This is a genomic window from Pseudomonas kielensis (assembly GCF_014236655.1).
GTDB classification, from domain to species: domain Bacteria; phylum Pseudomonadota; class Gammaproteobacteria; order Pseudomonadales; family Pseudomonadaceae; genus Aquipseudomonas; species Aquipseudomonas kielensis.
The window spans coordinates 1-17315 of record NZ_JACMYG010000019.1 but is presented as its reverse complement, the minus strand read 5'-3'; the positions used below and the strand labels follow the sequence as shown (position 1 = coordinate 17315).

Annotated in this window: 19 protein-coding genes; 7 read left to right on the top strand and 12 right to left on the bottom strand. The window is 61.3% G+C overall.

From position 1 onward, the window contains the following. Positions 1-33: 33 nt before the first annotated feature. Both H7995_RS17645 and H7995_RS17640 read left to right on the top strand, forming a co-directional pair. Positions 34-594: a glycine cleavage system transcriptional repressor gene (locus tag H7995_RS17645; protein ID WP_095080353.1), complete on the top strand. Its 561-nt coding sequence runs from the start codon at positions 34-36 to the stop codon at positions 592-594. A 10-nt stretch (positions 595-604) separates the two neighbouring features. After that, on the top strand, positions 605-1078 hold the full coding sequence (locus H7995_RS17640; RefSeq protein ID WP_166592276.1) for a peroxiredoxin: 474 nt from the start codon (positions 605-607) through the stop codon (positions 1076-1078). A 71-nt stretch (positions 1079-1149) separates the two neighbouring features. Here H7995_RS17640 and H7995_RS17635 read toward each other — a convergent pair whose 3' ends face one another. Next, a complete protein-coding gene (locus tag H7995_RS17635) occupies positions 1150-2220 on the bottom strand; it encodes an AI-2E family transporter (protein ID WP_166592277.1) in 1071 nt (356 codons plus the stop codon). A gap of 27 nt (positions 2221-2247) precedes the next feature. Then, positions 2248-2487, bottom strand: a complete 240-nt coding sequence (locus H7995_RS17630) for a sulfurtransferase TusA family protein (RefSeq protein ID WP_166592278.1) — start codon at positions 2485-2487, stop codon at positions 2248-2250. Positions 2488-2584: 97 nt separating this feature from the next. On the opposite strand from H7995_RS17630, the gene H7995_RS17625 reads away from it, so the two are divergent. Then, entirely contained in the window at positions 2585-4018 is a 1434-nt protein-coding gene (locus tag H7995_RS17625; RefSeq protein WP_166592279.1) for a M48 family metalloprotease, read from the top strand. Between the two features lie 70 nt (positions 4019-4088). On the opposite strand, the gene flgE is transcribed toward H7995_RS17625, so the two are convergent. From flgE to H7995_RS17595, 6 genes are all read right to left on the bottom strand, one after another. Next, on the bottom strand, positions 4089-5438 hold the full coding sequence (flgE, locus tag H7995_RS17620; RefSeq protein WP_166592280.1) for a flagellar hook protein FlgE: 1350 nt from the start codon (positions 5436-5438) through the stop codon (positions 4089-4091). Positions 5439-5469: 31 nt separating this feature from the next. Continuing rightward, positions 5470-6195, bottom strand: coding sequence for a flagellar hook assembly protein FlgD (gene flgD / locus H7995_RS17615; protein ID WP_166592281.1), 726 nt, complete (start codon positions 6193-6195; stop codon positions 5470-5472). A 15-nt stretch (positions 6196-6210) separates the two neighbouring features. Then, positions 6211-6654 (bottom strand): flagellar basal body rod protein FlgC, encoded by a 444-nt coding sequence (gene flgC, locus H7995_RS17610; RefSeq protein WP_166592282.1) that lies wholly within the window; start codon positions 6652-6654, stop codon positions 6211-6213. 3 nt (positions 6655-6657) lie between these two features. After that, positions 6658-7065 (bottom strand): flagellar basal body rod protein FlgB, encoded by a 408-nt coding sequence (gene flgB / locus H7995_RS17605; protein WP_166592283.1) that lies wholly within the window; start codon positions 7063-7065, stop codon positions 6658-6660. 253 nt (positions 7066-7318) lie between these two features. After that, positions 7319-8146: a protein-glutamate O-methyltransferase CheR gene (gene cheR / locus H7995_RS17600; RefSeq protein ID WP_166592284.1), complete on the bottom strand. Its 828-nt coding sequence runs from the start codon at positions 8144-8146 to the stop codon at positions 7319-7321. Between the two features lie 46 nt (positions 8147-8192). Beyond that, the gene (locus H7995_RS17595; RefSeq protein WP_166592285.1) at positions 8193-9125 is read right to left on the bottom strand and encodes a chemotaxis protein CheV; all 933 of its coding nucleotides are present in this window, start codon (positions 9123-9125) and stop codon (positions 8193-8195) included. An 81-nt stretch (positions 9126-9206) separates the two neighbouring features. On the opposite strand from H7995_RS17595, the gene flgA reads away from it, so the two are divergent. From flgA to H7995_RS17575, 4 genes are all read left to right on the top strand, one after another. Continuing rightward, complete coding sequence (flgA, locus tag H7995_RS17590) at positions 9207-9968, top strand: flagellar basal body P-ring formation chaperone FlgA (protein WP_166592286.1); 762 nt, start codon at positions 9207-9209, stop codon at positions 9966-9968. A gap of 152 nt (positions 9969-10120) precedes the next feature. Continuing rightward, complete coding sequence (gene flgM, locus H7995_RS17585; RefSeq protein WP_166592287.1) at positions 10121-10444, top strand: flagellar biosynthesis anti-sigma factor FlgM; 324 nt, start codon at positions 10121-10123, stop codon at positions 10442-10444. Between the two features lie 48 nt (positions 10445-10492). Continuing rightward, positions 10493-10960 (top strand): flagella synthesis protein FlgN, encoded by a 468-nt coding sequence (locus tag H7995_RS17580; RefSeq protein ID WP_166592288.1) that lies wholly within the window; start codon positions 10493-10495, stop codon positions 10958-10960. Positions 10961-11055: 95 nt separating this feature from the next. After that, a complete protein-coding gene (locus H7995_RS17575) occupies positions 11056-11802 on the top strand; it encodes a flagellar brake protein (RefSeq protein WP_166592289.1) in 747 nt (248 codons plus the stop codon). A gap of 62 nt (positions 11803-11864) precedes the next feature. On the opposite strand, the gene H7995_RS17570 is transcribed toward H7995_RS17575, so the two are convergent. From H7995_RS17570 to H7995_RS17555, 4 genes are all read right to left on the bottom strand, one after another. After that, positions 11865-13244, bottom strand: a complete 1380-nt coding sequence (locus H7995_RS17570; RefSeq protein ID WP_166592290.1) for an MFS transporter — start codon at positions 13242-13244, stop codon at positions 11865-11867. A 71-nt stretch (positions 13245-13315) separates the two neighbouring features. After that, positions 13316-14557: a glutamine synthetase family protein gene (locus H7995_RS17565; protein ID WP_166592294.1), complete on the bottom strand. Its 1242-nt coding sequence runs from the start codon at positions 14555-14557 to the stop codon at positions 13316-13318. A gap of 231 nt (positions 14558-14788) precedes the next feature. Further along, complete coding sequence (locus H7995_RS17560; RefSeq protein WP_166592291.1) at positions 14789-15481, bottom strand: sensor histidine kinase; 693 nt, start codon at positions 15479-15481, stop codon at positions 14789-14791. Continuing rightward, a complete protein-coding gene (locus H7995_RS17555; protein WP_166592292.1) occupies positions 15478-17082 on the bottom strand; it encodes a tetratricopeptide repeat-containing response regulator in 1605 nt (534 codons plus the stop codon). Before H7995_RS17555 ends, H7995_RS17560 begins: the two co-directional genes overlap by 4 nt. Between the last annotated feature and the right edge of the window lie 233 nt (positions 17083-17315).

The window sequence follows — 17315 nt, the reverse complement described above, 5'->3', positions numbered from 1 at the left end:
CGTACCGACCGCTCATCGCTTTAGGAATGCTGCATGTCCACCCCCACAGTTCGCGAACAATTCCTTGTCATCAGTGCCCTCGGCGCCAACCCCATGGAGCTGACTAACGTCCTGTGCCGCGCCAGCCATGAAAATCGCTGCGCCGTGGTCACCTCCCGCCTGACTCGCCATGGCGAGTGCAGTGCACTCATTCTGGAGATTTCCGGTTCCTGGGACGCCCTGGCGCGCCTGGAAGCCGGTCTTCCGAGCCTGGCCAAGAAACACGCCTTCACCGTCAACGTGGTGCGCAGCGCAGCGCTGGAAAACCGCCCGCAGGCCCTGCCGTATGTGGCCTACGTCAGTTCCGCCTACCGCTCGGACATCGTCAATGAGCTGTGCCAGTTCTTCATCGACCATAACGTCGAGCTGGAAAACCTGACCTGCGACACCTATCAGGCCCCCCAGACTGGCGGCACCATGCTCAACGCCACCTTCACCGTGACCCTGCCGGCCGGTGTGCAGATCAGTTGGTTGCGCGATCAGTTCCTCGATTTCGCCGACGCGCTGAACCTGGACGCGCTGATCGAACCGTGGCGCCCACAGAACCCAATGTAAGGAAGCTTTCATGGCCGTCGCTATCGACCAACCGGTCGCCGACTTCGAAGTCCCCGCTACCAGCGGGCAGACCGTCAGCCTGGCCGCCCTCAAGGGCAAGCAGGTGGTGATCTACTTCTACCCCAAGGACAGCACGCCGGGCTGCACCACCGAGGGCCAGGGTTTTCGTGACCAGTACCCGCAGTTTGTCGCGGCCAACACCGAAGTGTTCGGCGTTTCCCGCGACAGCCTGAAGTCCCACGAGAACTTCAAGTGCAAGCAGCAGTTCCCCTTCGAGCTGATCAGCGACAAGGACGAAGCCCTGTGCCAGCTGTTCGACGTGATCAAGTTGAAGAAGCTGTATGGCAAGGAGTACATGGGGGTTGATCGCAGCACCTTCCTGATCGACCAGCACGGCGTGCTGCGTCAGGAATGGCGCGGGGTGAAAGTGCCGGGGCATGTGGATGCCGTATTGGCGGCGGCCCAGGCGCTGGCCAAGGGCTGATTTGTTCGGCGCCTGGGATGACGCCACTGCGAGCAGGATCGGTGTAAACCCTGCTCGCGATGGGCCCGACGCTACAACAGCGGCGAAACCACCGGTTCCTTGCGCGGCCAGGCATCCAGCACGGCCTTGAACAGCGTCGCCAGGGGAATCGCGAAGAACACGCCCCAGAACCCCCACAGCCCACCGAACAGCAGCACCGCGCAGATAATCGCCACCGGGTGCAGGTTGACCGCTTCGGAGAACAGCAACGGCACCAGCACGTTGCCATCCAGGATCTGGATGATCCCGTAGACCGCCATCAGGTAGATGAACTGATCGCTCCAGCCCCACTGGAACAAGGCAATCAGCATCACCGGCACGGTCACCACCACCGCGCCGACATAGGGCACCACCACGGACACCCCGACCAACAGCGCCAGCAGCGCCGAGTAGTTGAGGCCCATGGCGACAAAACCGATGTAGGTCACCCCGCCGCAGATGGCCATTTCCATGACCTTGCCGCGAATGTAGTTGGCGATCTGCCGGTTCATTTCCTGACCGACCCGAGTCATCAGCGCCCGCTCACGCGGCAGGTAGCCGAGTACCCAGCGGCCGATCATGGCCCGGTCCTTGAGGAAGAAGAACACCAGGATCGGCACCAGCACCAGGTAGATCATGATGTTGACCAGCAGGGGCAGGCTCGACAGCGAGAAGGTCAACGCCCACTGGCCGAACTTGCCGATTTCGCTGCGCGCCACTTCGATGGCCCGCAGCACCTGCTCGTCCGACACCAGGTGCGGATATCGCTCAGGCAGCAACAGCAGCAACGACTGCCATTTGGCGAGCATCCCGGGCAGTTCGTTGAACAGGGTGATGAGCTGATGCCAGAGCAAGGGCACCACCACCACGATGAACACCAGCAACACCCCCATGAACAGCGCGAACACCAGCCCCACCGCGACCCCGCCAGGCAGGCGCAGGCGCTCCAGGGTGCTGACCAGGCCCTGCATCAGGTACGCCAGGACCATGCCCGCCAACACGGGCGCAAGCATGCCGCCCAGAGTCAGCACGGCGGTGAAGGCCAGGATCAGGAGGACGGCCAGTACCACCGCTTCTTCGTCGGAGAAGTAGCGCTGAATCCAGTCGCGTAGCACTTTGAACATCAATGATCCTTAAGGGTAGGCAGCCAGTCAGGCTTTTTTCAGCCAGTAGCGATAGACACCGGCTTGGTCTTCTTCGCGCAGCAGGGTATGACCGGCCAAACGGGCAAAGGTGCGAAAGTCGCGCTGCGAGCCGGCATCGGTGGCGATCACCTTGAGCACGGCGCCACTGGGCAGGCCATTGAGCGCCATCTTGGCCTTGAGCAGCGGCAACGGGCAATTGAGCCCACTGGCGTCCAGTTCGGCATCATGGGCTACAGCGTCGGTCATGACTTCACTCCGCACAGGTGATTGAGCCGCCTAGAATATCTGGTCCCGAGGCAAGTGTCCGGCTACAGTAAGCTCTTTGTCGACTAAGGCTTTGTGCATGAATTTTCTGCGCCCCACGCTGCTGACGCTCGCTTGCCTGCTTGCCTCACCAGGCTTCGCCGACGACTTGCCGTCACTTGGCGACGCCAGTTCTGCCATCGTCTCGCCCCAGCAGGAGCATGACCTGGGGCGCGCCTGGCTGGCCATGCTGCGCAGCCAGGTGTCACAACTCAATGACCCCCAACTGAAAAACTACGTGGAAACCAGTGTCTATCGCCTGGTGGAAACCAGTCAGTTGAACGACCGGCGTCTTGAGTTCATCCTGATCAACAGCCCGCAGCTCAACGCCTTCGCTGCGCCAGGCGGGATTGTCGGGGTCAACGGTGGCCTGTTTCTCAACGCCCAGACCGAAGGCGAGTACGCCTCGGTACTGGCCCACGAATTGGCGCACTTGTCGCAACGCCACTTCGCCCGCGGCGTAGAAGCCCAGCAACGCATGCAAGTGCCGATGATGGCCGCCCTGCTCGCCGGGATCATCGTGGCCGCGGCTGGCGCCGGTGACGCCGGGATCGCGGCAATTGCCGGGACCCAGGCTGCCGCGATCCAGGAGCAACGGCGCTTCTCCCGGCAGAACGAGCAGGAGGCCGACCGCATCGGCATCGTCAACCTGGAGAAAGCAGGCTACGACCCGCGCTCGATGCCGAGCATGTTCGAACGGCTGGGGCGCCAGTACCGCTTCGATGCCAAGCCGCCGGAATTCCTCCTGACGCACCCGGTGACCGAATCGCGGATCGCCGACACCCGCAACCGCGCTGAACAGGCTCCCATCGGTGGCAAGGAAGACACCCAGACCTATCAGCTGATTCGCGCCCGCGTACAGTTGCACTACGAAGAAACCCCGGGCCTGGCCGCCAAGCGTTTTCGCGCGCAGCTGGACGAAAACCCGAAAAACGACGTGGCGCGTTACGGCCTGGCCATTGCCCAGATCAAGGCCGGCCAGCTCAGCGATGCCCGCGAGAGCCTGAAACCGCTCCTGGCCAAGGCACCGAACGAAATCATCTACAACCTGGCCCAGGTCGACCTGGACATGGCCAGCAATCGCCTGCCCGACGCGCAAAGCCGGGTCGACCGGATGCTCAGCCAGTTCCCGCGCAACTACCCGCTCAACCAGGTGCGGGTTGACCTGCTGCTCAAGCAGAATCGCCCAGCCGATGCCGAAAAGGCCCTGGAAGCCCTGCTCAAGACGCGGCCGGACGACCCGGATGTCTGGTACATGGTTGCCGAAACCCGCGGCCTGTCCGGCAACATCATTGGCCTGCACCAGGCACGCGCCGAGTATTTCGCGCTGGTCGGCGACTACCGCCAGGCCATTCAGCAACTGGACTTCGCCAAGCGGCGCGCCGGCAGCAATTTCCCGCTGTCGTCGCGGATCGATGCGCGGCAACGCGAGCTCATGGAACAGGAGCGGATGATCAAGGACATGATGGGCTGACCCTTCCCGCCCCCACGAAAAAGCCCCTCGATGAGGGGCTTTTTTGTACCGCAGGTTTAACCCACCGGCATCAGGCCATCTGAATGATGGTCTGCATGATGGTGCTCTGGGTGGAGATGGTCTTGGCGTTGGCCTGGTAGTTGCTCTGGCCCTTGATCAGGTCCACCAGCTCATTGGTCAGGTTGACGTTGGAGTCTTCCAGGGAGTTGGACACCACCGAGCCCAGGGTGCCCGTCTGGCCGGCGTCGTATGCGGCGAAACCGGACAGGTAGGTCTCCTTCCAGCTCGTGCCGCCGGCGGCCTGCAAGCCCTGCTCGTTGTTGAAGCTGGCCAGGGTGACCTGGCCGATCGCCTTGGACTTGCTGTTGCTGAAGTTGGCGAACAGCGTACCGGTACCGTCGATGGTCAGGTTGGTGATCTGGCCGGTGGCGTAGCCGTCCTGGGTTGGCAGGTTGCGGATGGTCGCCGAGTTGTACTGGGTGGTCAGGGCCAGGTCGTTGGTGACCCCCGTGGCATTGCCCACCGCACCGTTGGCCGTCCACACGCCATCCTTGACCGTACCCGGGGTCCAGACGCCCGCCCCCATGACAATCGAGTTGCCGCTGACGGTGTACGGGCTGCCGCTGGCCGGTGCGTCGATGTCCAGCAGCTTGCCGTCGGAACCGAAGTTCATGGTCATGGCCGCCTGGTTGCTCGGCGTTGCCGGCGAACCGAGGCTGGCCGGGACGAAGGCCGAGCCGTCCGGGTTGCGTCCCCCTACCAGGGTGTAGGTCTGCCAGGTGTTGGCGCCGGTCTTGACCACGTACTGGTCCAGGTTGTGCTGGTTGCCCTGGCTGTCGTAGATCGGGGTGGTGAACATGTCGGTGTAGGTGTCGATCTTGGTCGGGTCGAACGGGGTGACCGCCGGATCGATGATCGGCTTGCTGGAGTTCAGGTTGATGCTCGAGGAAATGTTGCCGGTGGTTTTCGGCTGCAGGTTCGACTGGTCGATTTTCAGGTCGCCGATCACATCCTTGAGGATTTTGCCGTTCTCATCGACCGCATAACCCTGCAAGCGCGCGGTGCCGGCACTGTTGGTGATGAAGCCGTCCTTGTCGACATTGAAGGTACCGGCGCGGGTGTAGGTCAGCGAGCCGCCGTCATTGAGCACGAAGAAGCCCGAACCGCGGATGGCCATGTCCAGCACGTTGCCGGTGTTGGTCACATCACCCTGGCGAAATTGCTGGGAGACGTTGGCCAGGCTCACGCCGCTGCCGATGGACTTGTTGCCGTTACCCAGCTTGCTTGCCGCGTACACGTCTTCGAACTCCACCCGGGAGGATTTGAAGCCGGTGGTGGCGACGTTGGCAATGTTGTTGCCGGTAACGTCGAGTTGTTTGTTGGCCGCATAGAGACCGCTAAGGCCGATATTAAAAGACATATTCCACTCCTTGTTGCCGCGCTAGCCGGCTCTATAGACCGATGGTCTGTACTTTGGACAGGGCGATGGAGCCCATGTTGGCGAGGTTCAACATCATCTCGCCGCCGGTCTGGCTCAGGGTCACGCTGTTGACGGTCGCCGGCAGGTAGGTGATCAGGTCAGTGGCCTTGCCGTCGATCTGCGCACTGGCCTTGAAGGTGTAGGTACCCGGGTCGACTTTCTCGCCCGCGGTGTTGGTGCCGTCCCAGACGAAACTGGCATTGCCCTGGCCCTGGCTGCCCAGCTCGATGGTTTTCACCGCCTTGCCGTCCTTGTCGCTGATGGTCACCGTGGTGCCGGCCACCGAGGCCGGAATGACCACCGAGCCGGTCATGCTCTTGGTGCTGTCGACATAGGCCGAGCCGGTCTGGACCACCACCGAACGGCCCACCAGCGAGGACGCCTGCAGGGCCTGGGACGATTTGAACGAGCTCGATATGTTGTTCACCGAGGAGTTCAGGGTGGTGATGCCTTCCAGGCTGCTGAACTGCGCCAACTGGGCAACGAACTCGCTGTTGTCCTGCGGGTCGAGGGGGTTCTGGTTCTTCAGTTGAGTCACCAGCAGTTGCAGGAACGCGTCCTTGCCCAGCTCGTTCTTGCCAGTCTTGCTGCCAGCAGCGGCCGCCAGGCCATCATTGCTGGTCTTGGTGACGGTGGTCTTGGAGTTCGCAAGAATGTCGTTGAGACTCGGGCCACTGGTGGAATCGGTAACACTCATCGAAGCTGCCCCTTATCACTGACCGAGGGTCAGGACCTTCTGCATCATGGTCTTGGCGGTGTTCATCATTTCCGCGTTGGTCTGGAACGAACGGCTGGCGGAAATCATGTCGGCCATCTCTTCAACCACGTTGACGTTGGGGTAGTAGACGTACCCCTTGGCGTCAGCTGCCGGGTGGTTGGGCAAGTAGCGGGCTTCCAGATTGCTCTGGTCCTCGACCACGCCCAGCACTTGCACGCCCTGGCCGGCCGCATCCTGATTCTGGAACAGCGAGTCGCCGCCGCCCGCCTGGCCGCCCTGGAACATGGTGGCAAACACCGGGTGCCGGGCACGGTAGGTCTGGTCGATGCTCGAGGAGACGGTCTCGGCGTTGGCGATGTTACTGGCCACGGTATTCAGGCGCGTGGTCTGGGCACTCATGCCACTACCGGCAATATTAAAAACACTCGACAGGGACATGGATTATTCTCCGCGCAGGGCTGCTACCAGCCCTTTGAATTTGCTATTGAGCAAGGTGAAGCTGGCCTGGAAGTTCACCGAGTTCTCGGCGTAGCTGGCCTGTTCCAGCTGGGCGTCCACGGTGTTCTGGTCGATCGAGGGCTGCATCGGCGTGCGGTACAGCAACGACTCGTCAGCACTGCTCAGGCCCTGGGCTTCGATATGACGGCTATTGGTCTTGTTCAAGGCGAAGCTGCCGTTCTTGCTCTTGTCGGCCTGGGCGGCCAGGACCGCCGAGAAATCCAGGTCCCGCGCCTTGTAGTTCGGGGTGTCGGCGTTGGTGATGTTGTTGGCCAGCACTTCGGCGCGCTGGGCGCGGAAGCTGAGGGCTTGTTGGTGGATACCGAGCGCTTTATCGAAGCTGATGCTCATGTCGGAAACCTTTGGGTGACCTGATTTTTCGTAACAGGCTCAAAGCAAGCCCCGTGCCAGCTTGCCAGCCCCCGCAAACAGGGGCCCTGGCCGGAAGCGGCAAGGCGGCAATGCCAGAAAAGCGGCAAGCGTCTTCCGGCACCTGCCGCTTTTCTGCCGCCCTGGGCGGCTCGACAGGCTTGCAACAAGGATTATGCAGCACGATAAAAAACGGGAGCCCCTGAGGACTCCCGCTTTTTTTACCACCTGACCATCACTTGGCCTGGTAGATGATCCCCGGACTGCACTGGACCATCTGGTAGTGATCCGGCAGGCCGTTGAGGGCTTCGGATGCACCGAGGAACAAGTAACCACCCGGCTTGAGCGTACTGTGAATGCGCAACAGGATGTCCTTCTTCACTTCGGCAGAGAAGTAGATCAGCACGTTGCGGCAGAACACGATGTCGAATTTGCCCAGGCTGGCATAGCTGTCCAGCAGGTTGAACGAGCGGAACTCCACCCGGCTCTTGATCGGCGCCTTGACCGCCCAGCGCCCCGGCCCTTTCGGGTCGAAGTAACGCTGCAGGCGCTCGGGCGAAAGACCGCGACCGATCGCCAGGCTGTCGTACTCGCCGGACTTGCAGTTGGTCAGCATGGTCCCGGAAAGGTCGGTGGCAACAATCTGCACCCCCATCCGCAACTGGCCCATGTTGCTCCGCTCGAACTCGTCAATCGACATCGACAGCGAATAGGGTTCCTGCCCCGACGAACAGGCCGCCGACCAGATGCGCAGGCGCTGGCCGGGACTGGCCTTGATCGCCTCGGGCAAGACCTTGTTCTTCAGCACTTCAAACGGGTAGGTGTCACGAAACCAGAGGGTTTCGTTGGTGGTCATCGCATCCACAACCATCTCGCGCAACCCACCGCGCGGCTGGACCTGGATGCGCTGGACCAGTTCACCCAACGACTTGATGCCTTGCTGTTCCATCAGTTTGTTGAGACGGCTCGAGACCAGATACTGTTTGTTTTCACCGAGCAAAATGCCACAGGCTTTTTCCAGGAAGACCCGGAACTGTTCGAAATCCAAATTACCCGTAGACAAAGATGCCGCCTCTTAAATCGTGTTGATCGCCAGGGGCAAAGGCCACCTAGCTGATATCTGCTGCTTTGATCCGGTCGACTACCCGGGATGCCAGGTCATCAGGACGGAACTTGGCCAGGAAGTCATCGGCACCGACTTTCTTGACCATCGCCTGATTGAACACGCCTGACAACGAAGTATGCAGGATGATGTGCAGCTTTTGCATGCGCGGGTCGTTGCGGATCTCGGCCGTGAGGGTGTAGCCGTCCATTTCCGGCATCTCGATGTCGGAAATCATCATCAGGAATTCCTCTTCCGGCTTCTTGCCCTCGTCCACCAGCTTGCGCAGGTAGTCCAGCGCTTGCCGGCCGTCGTTCAACGCCACGACCTCGACCCCCACCGTCTGCAGGCAACGAGAAACCTGCTTGCGCGCCACCGACGAGTCATCGACCGTCAGCACCCGCAACGACAGCGCCTTGTGCTGCGTCTCGTCATCCACCACCCCGGCGGAAATCGCTTCCGGTGCCGGTGCCACTTCGGCCAGGACCTTCTCGACGTCGATGATTTCCACCAACTGATTGTCGACCCGCGTCACCGCCGTCAGGTAGTGATCGTGGCCGGTGCCCTTGGGTGGCGGATGGATCTCCTCCCAGTTCATGTTGACGATCCGCTCGACCGAGCGCACCAGGAACCCTTGGGTCTTGGTGTTGTACTCGGTGATGATCACAAAGGGATTGCTCTGGTCCTGCAACCCGCCCGACCCCGTGGCCATTGCCAGGTCCATGATCGGAATGGTTGCGCCCCGAATACTTGCCACACCGCACACGACAGGATTGGATTTGGGCATCAGCGTCAGTTTCGGGCATTGCAGCACCTCCCGAACCTTGAACACATTGATGCCATAGAGCTGCGGACCGTCTAGACGGAACAACAACAGCTCCAGGCGATTCTGCCCTACCAGTTGTGTGCGCTGGTTTACCGAATCCATTACACCAGCCATGCCCAGCCCCCTACACCAACGCTAAGTGTGTTGCGACGCACATTCATCACTAAACGGCACGGCGCTTGCTTTTTAACCGCTATGAACGCGAACACGACATTTTTCCGACGCCTGACCTCAACCTGCCGCCGATTGCTCGGCGCGGCTGCGGCGGCGTGCCTTTTCAACGCTGGCAGCCCTGCCCTTGCAGATCCGCTTACCTTGCCTGATCTACTTATCGGCGTCACTCAGGGCTTTCTTGAATTCACTGTTGAAGACTATTTGGCCTCCAGCCAAACCGAAGGCCGTTATGAGATCGAGGTCAAGCAGCTCGATCCCCGCCTGCGCCTGCCGACGTGCGACAAGGAATTGACAGCGTCCCTCGAGAGCCCGGCCAGGCCGGTGGGCCGGGTGACGGTGAAGGTCCGTTGCGACGGCACCTCGCCCTGGACCGTGTTCGTGCCCGCGCAAGTCCGGCTGTTCCGCGAAGTCGTGACCAGCACCCGCCCGCTCAAGCGTGCCGGAATCATTGAGCCGGCTGACGTGATCCTGCGTGAGCGCGACATCAGCTTGATCAACCAGGGTTACCTGACCAGTGTCGACCAGGCGATCGGGCAAAAAATTGTCCGACCAATGGTCAACGACCAGGTCATTACCCTGGTGCACCTGGAGCAGGCCGAAGTGGTGCGCAAGGGCGACCAGGTGGTGATCACTGCCCGCAGCGGCACGCTCAGCGTGCGGATGCCCGGGGAAGCCCTGGCCAATGGCGGTCTCAATCAACAGATCCGGGTCAAGAACCTCAACTCCCAACGGGTGATCAAGGCCCAGGTGATGGCCCCCGGTCAGGTTGAAGTGGCCATGTAGATAACTGGCGCAGCTGCCAGCCATTCCCTAAACTGTGCCTCACGCAGGGCAAATGCCGACGCGCCCGTGCTCATCGAGAAATGAGCCTAAAGTTTTTCGCCATTTGGCCGAAAACATGGCAAGCGTCCAAATTCCCAGAGGTTTTTTGCATCATGGTTATCGATTTCAGCCGTTTGAACAGCGCCCCCACGCTCACCAGCACGCGCACCAGTGCCAGCCAGGAATCTGCTGACGCCGCGCAAAACGCGCCGCTGTCGACCGAGACCCAACAGGTCGCGGCCAGCCAGAGCGGGGAATCGGTTCACTTCAGCAACGAGGCTCAGCAGTTGCAGAAGATCAGCGACACGCTGCGCGATCAGCCCGCAGTCGACAAGGCCCGTGTGGCCGAGTTGAAAGCCGCGATTGCCGATGGCAGCTATAAAGTCGACAGCAACCGCGTCGCCAGCAAACTGCTCAACTTCGAAGCCCAGCGCTAGCCCCAGGCTTGCGCCAGGCTTTTGGACGCTTAAAACCCAAGGCCAGCCATGCACGATAACAATTTACTGCAACTGATTACCGACGACCTTGAGCCAGCTCAACAGTTGCTCGATTTGCTGGGGCAAGAATCCCTGGCATTGCACGGTCGCGACATGCAACGGCTGGAGCAGATCCTGGCCAGCAAGCAAGGCCTGATCGTCCTGCTGGATCAGCATGGTCGCCGGCGCAGCGAAATACTCGCCAGCCTCAATCTGCCCACCGATAGCAGCGGCCTGCAACAGCTCGCCGCGCAGTCCAGCCTGGGCGAGCAACTGCTGGCCCAGAGCGAGGCGCTGAATCAGTTGCTGAACGAGTGCCAGAGCGCCAACGCGCACAACGGCCGTTCGATTCAGGTGCAACAAGCCTCCACTGCCCATCAATTGAGAATCCTCAATGGCGGCGAGTCTCCCACCCTTTATGACGCACGCGGCTCAACCGCGATGCTCGTGAAGCCGCGCCCACTCAGCCAGGCTTGACCTCGACCCTCAGCGCGCTCTATCAAGGCGCGAAACATGCTGGCAGAATGCCGGCTCTTGCGTGTGACCGTATTCTGTCTGGAGAGTGATAAACCGTGTTCAATGCCTCAAGCGCGGAAGATGCTCCGCAGCCACCGAAAGTGCTCACGACACCTCTGGAAATCGTCAGCACCCTGCGCATGCTGCAAGAGAGCCATGATCCCCTGATCATCACGTTCCATGAGCGCAGCCAGCGTTTCCAGAGCTACCTGGTGGACATCGATCGGGAAAGCAACATGATTGCCCTCGACGAGATGATCCCGCGCGATGGCGAGCGTTTCCTGCTGGCCGGCGAACCGTTCCGGATCGAAGGCTTTCACGAAGGCGTGCGCATCGCCTGGGAGAGCAACGGCACCCTGGCCATCGACGAATCCAACGGTGGCCGCTGCTACCGCGGCACGCTGCCCGACGAGGTGGTCTACCACCAGCGTCGCAATGCCTTTCGCGCGGCCCTGAAGCTGGCGCAGCTGGTCAATATCGAACTGGCGGGCGAGAAGCTCAAGGTGCCCCTGAGCGGCAAGCTGCTGGACATCTCCGCCACCGGCTGCAAACTGCGCTTTGACGGCGACATCACCAGCGGGCTGCAATTGGGCCAGGTCTACGACCGCTTCCTGGCCGCCCTGCCCTTCGGCAGCATGACCACCTCGGTGGAGCTGCGTTACCTGCATCACGAAGAGCGGATCGACACCACCTTCGCCGGCGTGCGGTTTCACAACATGAGCGGCCTGGTACAACGTCAGGTCGAGCGCTTTGTCTACCAACTGCAGCGTGAAGCCCGGCGTTTCGACAAAGACGATTTCTGATTCGCCAGGCAAAAAAACGGGCAGCCCCTTGCGGTGACTGCCCGTTTTTTTTTGCCTTCAGATCAAGGCCTGGCCCCAGTGAAGGTGTGGGGATGCTCATCGTCCGGCGGCGGGTCGGTAGGGGTCTGTTCGGCCTCGGTATCCGCTGCGGTCTCCTCTGGCTCGGGTTCCGGGCTGGCACCGTTCTGCATCTGGTCCTGCACCACCTGCTCGTCGACCCGTGGATCGAGCGCCGCCACCAGTGGCGAACTGGACATGCTGTCCGGCATTGCCACGTGGTGCAGCGGCGCGTCATCGACCTGATGCAGGTTGGTCACCGCTTTGGGCCGGATGCGCCAGACCAGGACCAGGGCAAAGAAGCTGAAAAACGCGTAGAGCATCTGGCTGCCGAAAAACTTCATCAGCACACCCGCCACCAACGGCCCGATGCTTGCCCCGACTCCGTACGTCACCAGCAACATCGCGGTCAGTGACACCCGCCGATCGCTCTCGACGTGGTCGTTGGAGAACGCTACCGCCAGCGGGTACAGGCAGAACTGCACCAGCGAACAGGCAAATCCGGCGATGAACAATACTTCCAACGGCACCTTGGGCATGATCGCCAGAGGCAACGCGGCCAACGCCAGGCAAATGGCGAAGCTGCGGATCAGCACTGCCCGGTCATAGCGGTCCGATAGCCAGCCCAACGGCCACTGCACCACCAGGCCGGCAAAGATGCAGCTACCCATGAACAGACCGACCTGCTCGGTGGACAGCCCTTGCTGGGAGGCATACAGCGGCGCCAGGCCATAGAACGAGCCGACGATCAGCCCCGCCCCCAGCACCGTGCTGAGGGACTGTGGCACCCGCTTCATGAAGAAGCGTGGCTCCATCGGGGCCGGATGCAAGGGGGCCGGGTGAATGCGCCGGGTCAGGGTCACGGGCACCAGGCACAGGGCAAAGCACAAGGCCACCAGCATCAGCAATTCAGGCCCCAGGGACGGGTGCATGACCAGAATCAACTGGCCGAGCACCAGGCCCAGGTAGGAGGCGATCATGTAGCCGCTGAACACCAGGCCCCGCTGCTTGGCGTCGGCCTGTTCGTTGAGCCAGCTCTCGATGACCATGTACTGGCACATCATGCCCAGGCCCACCACCATCCGCAGAATCAGCCAGGCGGGCAGCCAGTCCACCAGTCCATGCCCGAGCACGGCGGCCCCGACTATCCCGGCACAGGCGGAATAGGCCCGGATATGCCCGACCCGGGCAATCAACCGGTGGCCGATCTTGCCGCCCAGGACCAGGCCGAAATAGTTGGCTGCCATCAACGCACCGACCCACAGGCCGTCGACCTGGTCGGCGGCCAGGCGCAGGGCCAGGTAGGTGCTGAGCAAGCCCGAGCCGATCAACATCATCAGCGAGGCAAAATACAGCGCTCGAAAGGATTTCCAGATTTGGCGCATCGGCGTTCCGAGCGGCTCCTTGCGGTGAGGATCGGGCTACCTTCAACGATAGCCCGACAGCGGCGGGTCGGTTAGGCCTGGGCAGCTAAAACGCGCCGTTCCCAGGGAGTGATTTCATCTAAGAAGCTGGTCAACTCCATGGACTTCGAAGCGATGTAGCCTTCGATGAATTCCATGCCGAACAGTTCCTTCGCCAATTGGCTACGTTTCAGACGTTCCAGAGCCGCATGCAAGGTACATGGCAAAGACAAACTTTCCGGCACGCTGAATTCGCCCTGGATGGCCGGTGTCGGCTCCAGTTGCTGCTCGATGCCGTGCAGCCCCGCGGCCAGGCTGGCGGCGATCGCCAGGTAGGGGTTGGCGTCGGCGCCCGGCAGACGATTTTCGACCCGGCGCGCCGCTGGCGAACTGGCGGGAATACGCAATCCGGCGGCGCGGTTGTCATGGGACCAGCAGGCATTGTTGGGGGATGCGTAGGGATGGCACAGGCGCTGGTAGGAATTGACGTTCGGCGCGAACAGCGCGGTGAAGTCGGCCATGCCGGCCTGCTGGCCGCCGATGAAGTGACGGAACGTCGCCGTAGGCTCGCCAGACTCGTCACTGAACACGTTGCGACCGGTACCGAGCTCGACCACGCTCTGGTGAATGTGCATCGAGCTGCCAGCCGTGTGGGCCAGAGGCTTGGCCATGCAGACCACGGTCAAGCCGTGCTTGAGTGCCACTTCCTTGAGCAGGTGCTTGAACAGGAAGGTCTGGTCAGCCAGCAACAGGGGATCGCCGTGCAGCAGGTTGATCTCGAACTGGCTGACGCCCATTTCGTGCATGAAGGTGTCCCGCGGCAACCCCAACGCCGCCATAGAGGCGTAGACCTCATTGAAGAACGGGCGCAAGCCATTGTTGGAACTGATACTGAACGCCGAAAGGCCGTCTTCGCGGCGCCCGTCCAGGCCAATGGGCGGCAGGAAGGGTTGGGTCGGGTCGGTATTGGGGGCGAAGACAAAAAACTCCATCTCGGTCGCCACCACGGGCGCCAGGCCCTGCGCAGCATAACGGGCGATCACGGCCTTGAGCTGGCCGCGGGTGGACAGCCGGGAATTTTCGCCGCTCAATTCGTCGGCATCACAGATCGCCAACGCGCGAGGTTGGGCACTCCAGGGCAAACGATGGATCTGTTGCGGATCGGCGTTGAGCGCGAGGTCACCGTCGTCGCTGCCGTAAAAACGCGCCGGTGGATAACCGCCCATGATGCATTGCAGCAACACCCCCCGAGCCATTTGCAGCCGTCGCCCCTCGAGAAATCCTTCGGCAGTCATCACCTTGCCGCGCGGCACCCCATTGATGTCCGGGGTGACACATTCAACTTCATCAATGCCGGTCAATCGCTGTGCGAGAGAACCCAGGCCATCGGTCATCATGACGCTATCCTTGGTAGTGTGAGGGCCGTTAACGGCGGTCCGCACAAAATAGGCATCAGCCGTTCGGAATATCAAGCACAACCGCTGAAAAGCTCTGTCAGACGTTGTGCACGCTGGCTCTGACAGGCCTCACGGCAGATAAAGACGGAACAAGCCGCCACCCAAGGGCCCGCCATTACTGATTTCGGTCCGCCCGGGCACGCCGTTGCGCTGGTGCAACTGGGCGATGCGCGCGGCAAAGTACAGACCCAGGCCGGTACTGCCGCTGGCCGGGTTGATGCCCTGCACATACTGCTCCTGGCGCTCGATCATCTGGGCCGGGTAGCCTTCGCCGTCGTCATTGATGGTCAGCACCAACTGCCCGGTTTCTTCACCGACACTGATCAGCAGCGACTGACGGGCATAACGGATCGCGTTGTTGATGGCATTGGCCAGCACCGTGCCGATCAACTCTCGGTCGAAAAAGCCCAGCGGGCTCAAGGGATCGACTTCGTAGGTGACGAGAATCCCCCGGCTCTTGAACACCTCTTGATGCGCGGCCAACTGGGCCTCGATGAAATCGTCCAGTTCATGGTAGTCCGGGCGTACCGGCAACTGGTTGACGCCGAGTTTGTACAGTCCCAGTAACTGGACCAGCATGCCGTTCAGGTGGGCGAATTCGAAGTCGATCACGCCCTGCTCGTCGGTTTGCTGTTGGGCGCTGGGCAGCCGGGCAAGCCACTGGCCGTGCGCTTGCATCAGCACCGTCAGGGAATTCTTCATGTCGTGTACGGTGGAGGCAATCACCGTGGAGAAATCCAGCCCCTGATCAATCTCACTCATTGCTCAAACGCCTTGTTCTGCAGCTTCTGATAACGCGGATACCGCGAGTCGCTCTCTGGCATCAAGCCGACCATCTTCAAACACTTGCGACACTCCTCGAGCAATCCCGGATCGAGGTCGGCCGTGGCCCCGTGCAACAGCGCCTGCGCCATGTTCAGGGCGATGCTGATGTTTTTCGGTTGCAGTAACAGGGCACCGCGGAACAGCTCGCGGGCTTCAGTCAGGGCGCCGGCCTTGTAGCTGCGCACGCCTTGGCGGTTGAGGTCTGCGGCGGCCGTACCCGAATTGAGAATCGCCGGATCATCGGTCTGCTTGGCGATCCCGCGCATTACCGCCGGGTCATCGCCGTAGATTTCCGCACAGTTCTTGAGCATCGAGTCGCTGGCCTGGGCCTGCCCCAGCATCTTCAACTGCTTGGCCACCAGCAAGGCCGCATCGGCGCTCATGAACTGCTCCATGCCGTCGAGGCGAGTCAGGGCCTGCTCGGTGAGTTTGTCAGCCGTTTCCGCATCGTTGATCAGCAAACTGGTGGCTTTCATCAGCCGCGCGCGAATCTGCAGACCGGGGTCGCTGGGGTTTTCCTTGGCGACCGCGCTCAAGGTCTGGTTGATCTCCAGGCGGGCACGGGTGTCCAGGCCTCTTTCGCTGCCCTTGCTGATCAGCGCATGGGCCAGGCCGAGGTTGCTCTCCGGATCCTTGAAGCGCGACTGCGCACCTTGCGAGACAGCCTGGCGATAAGCTTTGGCAGCGGTGTCGAAGTCTTCGTTGCTCATGGCCAACTTGCCCAGCAACGATTGTCGACGGACCGCCAGGGGGGAAAGACGCACCGCCTCTTCAAGCACCCGTTGTGCCGACTTGCTATTGCCTTGCGCCACCAGCACGTCAGCCAGCCCGTCGTACAGGCCCGGCATCATCGGGAAGACCTTCAGTGCCTTTTCGTACAGCGCCTTGGCCTGGGCGACCTGGCCGCGCTTGAACAGCAGGCGCCCCAGCCCCACATAGGCCCAAGGCAGCGGACGGTCGGCGAGGATGCTGTTGTACAACCGTTCGAGCACTTCGTTCTGATTCATGTCGCGCAGGGCGTCGGCGCGGTAGCGCAGGCACAGCGGCGAGTAACGCGGGTCCTGCCTGCACAGGGCGATGCAGGCGTTGAGGACCTCCACCGGTTTGCCGCGATCCAGCGCCTGCATGATTGGCTTGAGCAAGGTCTTGCGCTGCTGCAACCGCTCCAGGCGCTGGGCCAGGCCGGCGCGGTTGAACGGTTTGGTCAGATAGGCATCCGGCTCATGTTCCAGGGCACTTAGCACCATGGCCTGGCTGCTCTCGGCAGTGACCATGACGAAGATACTTTCGTGGCTGATCAGCTTTTCGATCATCAGGTCTTCGAGTACCTGTTGGCCGTTCTTCTTGCCGTCGCCCAGGTGGTAGTCCTGCAGGATGAAGTCGTAGCGCTTCTGCGAGCACATGCGCAGCGCGACCTCGCCCGTGTCGGCCGTATCGACTTCTTTCACACCCAACTCGCGCAACATCGACCGGACCGAACTACGGAAATCCGAAAAATCATCGACGATCAAAAAGCTCTTTTGGTGGTACGCCAGCATCGAAGATTCCAGGCAATTAAAAAGATGAACCACTGGGGCGCGCTCGACTTCGCTACCCGGTTTGGCATCGCACGAGACTACCGTCCATCGGGTTATCGGCCGGATAGGGCGATCCCTTGAAGGGATCGGTGAAGTTTCTCGGGTTTATCTGAACAAAGATCGCGCGGGAGTGAGGGGGCTGGTTTTTTCGCGCGGAAAAACAAAACCCCAACTGCTTTCGCAATTGGGGTTTC

Excerpts from the sequence above, each read along its gene's own strand:
- H7995_RS17635 (WP_166592277.1), bottom strand. The coding sequence starts at position 2,220 with ATGTTCAAAGTGCTACGCGACTGGATTCAGCGCTACTTCTCCGACGAA.
- H7995_RS17555 (WP_166592292.1), bottom strand. The coding sequence starts at position 17,082 with ATGCTGGCGTACCACCAAAAGAGCTTTTTGATCGTCGATGATTTTTCG.
- H7995_RS17645 (WP_095080353.1), top strand. The coding sequence starts at position 34 with ATGTCCACCCCCACAGTTCGCGAACAATTCCTTGTCATCAGTGCCCTC.
- flgM (WP_166592287.1), top strand. The coding sequence starts at position 10,121 with ATGGTTATCGATTTCAGCCGTTTGAACAGCGCCCCCACGCTCACCAGC.
- H7995_RS17640 (WP_166592276.1), top strand. The coding sequence starts at position 605 with ATGGCCGTCGCTATCGACCAACCGGTCGCCGACTTCGAAGTCCCCGCT.
- flgA (WP_166592286.1), top strand. The coding sequence starts at position 9,207 with ATGAACGCGAACACGACATTTTTCCGACGCCTGACCTCAACCTGCCGC.
- H7995_RS17565 (WP_166592294.1), bottom strand. The coding sequence starts at position 14,557 with ATGACTGCCGAAGGATTTCTCGAGGGGCGACGGCTGCAAATGGCTCGG.
- H7995_RS17560 (WP_166592291.1), bottom strand. The coding sequence starts at position 15,481 with ATGAGTGAGATTGATCAGGGGCTGGATTTCTCCACGGTGATTGCCTCC.
- H7995_RS17570 (WP_166592290.1), bottom strand. The coding sequence starts at position 13,244 with ATGCGCCAAATCTGGAAATCCTTTCGAGCGCTGTATTTTGCCTCGCTG.
- flgE (WP_166592280.1), bottom strand. The coding sequence starts at position 5,438 with ATGTCTTTTAATATCGGCCTTAGCGGTCTCTATGCGGCCAACAAACAA.
- H7995_RS17595 (WP_166592285.1), bottom strand. The coding sequence starts at position 9,125 with ATGGCTGGTGTAATGGATTCGGTAAACCAGCGCACACAACTGGTAGGG.
- flgD (WP_166592281.1), bottom strand. The coding sequence starts at position 6,195 with ATGAGTGTTACCGATTCCACCAGTGGCCCGAGTCTCAACGACATTCTT.
- flgB (WP_166592283.1), bottom strand. The coding sequence starts at position 7,065 with ATGAGCATCAGCTTCGATAAAGCGCTCGGTATCCACCAACAAGCCCTC.
- H7995_RS17630 (WP_166592278.1), bottom strand. The coding sequence starts at position 2,487 with ATGACCGACGCTGTAGCCCATGATGCCGAACTGGACGCCAGTGGGCTC.
- H7995_RS17580 (WP_166592288.1), top strand. The coding sequence starts at position 10,493 with ATGCACGATAACAATTTACTGCAACTGATTACCGACGACCTTGAGCCA.
- H7995_RS17625 (WP_166592279.1), top strand. The coding sequence starts at position 2,585 with ATGAATTTTCTGCGCCCCACGCTGCTGACGCTCGCTTGCCTGCTTGCC.
- flgC (WP_166592282.1), bottom strand. The coding sequence starts at position 6,654 with ATGTCCCTGTCGAGTGTTTTTAATATTGCCGGTAGTGGCATGAGTGCC.